The 2,565-nt window shown below is 64.2% G+C and carries 3 protein-coding genes; 1 reads left to right on the top strand and 2 read right to left on the bottom strand.

The features are described 5' to 3' along the window. Positions 1 to 1,333, bottom strand: a 1,333-nt coding sequence (locus tag IL54_RS02405; protein WP_081912745.1) for a DEAD/DEAH box helicase, incomplete at its 3' end; no start/stop codon positions are given. A gap of 126 nt (positions 1,334 to 1,459) precedes the next feature. Beyond that, entirely contained in the window at positions 1,460 to 1,888 is a 429-nt protein-coding gene (locus tag IL54_RS02400; protein WP_037472844.1) for a hypothetical protein, read from the bottom strand. A 77-nt stretch (positions 1,889 to 1,965) separates the two neighbouring features. Between IL54_RS02400 and IL54_RS02395 the strand changes: the two genes are divergently transcribed. Beyond that, positions 1,966 to 2,565, top strand: a 600-nt coding sequence (locus IL54_RS02395; protein WP_037472842.1) for an FAD-binding oxidoreductase, incomplete at its 3' end; no start/stop codon positions are given.

Below are 2,565 nucleotides of genomic sequence, written 5' to 3'. Positions count from 1 at the left end.
CGCGGGGACGTTCGGTGCGGGGTGGGCGGGCTTCGCGGATCGGTTCAGCGGCAGGCTCCGCCGTGACCGGCGCTTCTTCGCGAGGCGGTGTGGCTTGCGCCTGCGGTTCCTTGGCACGGGCGGGCTTGTCGGCTGCGGGCTTTGCCGCGCGGGGCTTGCGGCCCCTCGGCGCACGCGAAGGGGCGGCTTCTTCGGTGGATTCAACCGTTGCAATAACTTCGGCTGCGCCAACGACTTCGATCTTGGTACCGATCAGCTTCTGGATATTGTCGATCGCTTCGGCGTCCGCTTCGGTGACGAAGGTGTAGGCGACGCCCGATGCGCCCGCGCGGCCGGTGCGGCCGATGCGGTGGACATAATCGTCCGGATGCCAGGGTGCGTCATAGTTGAACACATGGCTGACGCCCTTGATGTCCAGCCCGCGCGCCGCGACGTCCGATGCAACGAGGATGTTGACGGTGCCCGCGCGGAAGCGTTCCAGTTCGGCGATGCGCGATCCCTGGTCGATGTCGCCATGGATTTCGCCCGACTTGAAGCCGTCGCGTTGCAGGCTCTTGTTCAGATCCCGCACCGTGGTCTTGCGGTTGCAGAAGATGACCGCGCTGGTGACGTCAGCCTCCGCCAGCATCTTGGCGAGGACGGTCCGCTTCTTGCGTGCATCGACCTTTACCAACCGCTGGGTGATGTTGATCGAGGCGCTGGCTGGCCGCGCGACTTCGATCGACTTGGGGTTGGACAGGAATTTGTCGGCCAGCTTCTTGATCACCGGCGGCATCGTCGCGGAAAACAGCAAGGTCTGGCGCTGCGCGGGCAGCTTGGTGCAGATTTCCTCGATATCCGGGATGAAACCCATGTCGAGCATCCGGTCGGCTTCGTCGATGACCAGCAGCGAGCACCCGTTGAGCATGATCTTGCCGCGACCGAACAGGTCCATCAGGCGCCCCGGCGTCGCGATCAGCACGTCCACGCCCTTTTCGAGCGCCGCGAGCTGGTCGCCCATCGACACGCCACCGATCAGCAGGGCCATCGAGAGCTTGTGATATTTGCCGTATTTCTCGAAATTCTCCGCCACCTGGGCGGCGAGTTCACGGGTCGGCTCCAGGATGAGCGAGCGCGGCATCCGCGCGCGGCTGCGGCCATGGGCGAGAATGTCGATCATCGGCAGCACGAAGCTGGCCGTCTTGCCCGTTCCCGTCTGCGCAATGCCGATGATGTCGCGCATCATCAGGACGGAAGGAATTGCCTGCGCCTGAATGGGGGTGGGCGTGTCGTAACCGGATTCGGTTACGGCCCTGAGCAATTCGTCGGAAAGGCCGAGATCGGCAAAAGTCATTCAATGGTCCGGGAACAGGAGGTTGCCCCATCCTGCCAGTCCGCACGATGGAAATCGGCCGCGCATTGCGGAAATATCGGCCACTTGTCAAGAAAATCCCGTAATTCGGGGCCTTGGGGATCGCGATCAGTCATCGGCGGCGACGAGGCGGCGGAAACTGTCGATCGCACAGCTCATGCCGCTGCGCGCCTGCAATTCGTCGCGTCCCGAACAGAGCGATCCGTCCGCATCCGGCTCGACATAGAAGCCCGAATAAAAGCCCGCCGAATCGCACCCCTTTTCCAGCCGGGCGCGGTAGCGATGCTGATCGGCGAGGATGAGATCCACGCCATTGCGCACGATGATGCTAGCGGCGCGAATCGAGCGGAGCGCGACGCAGCGTGGCCCTTTCTTTTCGTCCCAATCATCGGCGGCATCGGGTGTGATGCGCACAGGCGCCTTGCCCTTGCGGACCATGGGCACGCGCATGATGACGCGCCGCTCGATCGTCAATTGCGCCCATTGCACGGGCTGCGCGCCTGGCGCGGCAAGCAGTAGCAGGATGGAATGAAACAAAGCGGACCCCTTATGGGAATGGCACGCTATCGACGAGTGGTTGAACCGTCGATGAATTTGCGCGCATAGACGGTCCCATGATTGGACAGGATATCATTGCGCGCTTCGCCGCGCTGCTTGGCCCCAAGGGCGTCGTCACCGACCCGGACGACATCGCGCCATGGACGAGCGACTGGCGCGGGCGTTATCATGGCGCGGCGGCCGCGATCCTGGCACCTGCGTCGACGCAAGAAGTGGCCGCGACGGTCGCGTTGGCCGCAGAGTTGGGCGTCGCATTGGTGCCACAGGGGGGCAATACGTCGATGGTCGGGGGTGCGACGCCGCCCGCCGACGGATCGGCGCTGATCCTGTCCCTGCGCCGGATGAACGCGATCCGCAGCCTGTCGGCCGACGATAATCTGGCGGTGTGCGAGGCGGGCGTGATCCTGAGCGTGCTGCATGACGCGGCGGAGGATGTGGGTCGGCGCTTTCCGCTGAGCCTCGGCGCGAAGGGATCGGCGACGATCGGCGGACTGGTGTCCACCAATGCGGGCGGAACCCAGGTGCTGCGGCATGGCACGATGCGCGCGCTGGTGGAGGGGGTGGAGGTGGTGCTGCCCGATGGGAGTATCTTCGACGGGCTGGATGCGCTGAAGAAAGACAATCGCGGCTATGACATCAAGCAATTGCTGATCGGC

Source organism: Sphingobium sp. ba1, from assembly GCF_000743655.1.
Lineage (GTDB): Bacteria > Pseudomonadota > Alphaproteobacteria > Sphingomonadales > Sphingomonadaceae > Sphingobium.
The sequence above is the reverse complement of the archived record's forward strand: the minus strand, read 5'-3'. Positions and strand labels throughout refer to the sequence as shown.